Here is a 220-nt window from a genome sequence, read left to right as displayed (position 1 = left end):
GCAGGCCCTCGCGGACGCCGGGATCGGCTACCTCGTGCGCGGCGGCGAGCGGTTCTTCGCCCGCAAGGAGGTCCGCGACGGGATGGTGCTGCTCCGCGGCGCCGCCCGCTCGACGGCCGACGAGCCGGTCGGCGAGGCGGTCCGGCACGTCCTGGCCACGGCGGGCTGGTCCGCCGAGGCCCCGGCCGCGCGGGGCGCCCTCCGCGAGCGCTGGGACTCC

1 pseudogene is annotated in these 220 nt (G+C 80.5%); it reads left to right on the top strand.

Annotation, left to right across the window (positions count from 1 at the left end):
* A pseudogene (locus tag G9H72_RS21020) lies at positions 1 to 220 on the top strand (ATP-dependent DNA helicase); the annotation flags it as partial.

Source organism: Motilibacter aurantiacus, assembly GCF_011250645.1.
Lineage (GTDB): Bacteria > Actinomycetota > Actinomycetes > Motilibacterales > Motilibacteraceae > Motilibacter_A > Motilibacter_A aurantiacus.
Note: the sequence above shows the minus strand (reverse complement) of the source record. Positions and strands in the feature narration are given on the sequence as shown.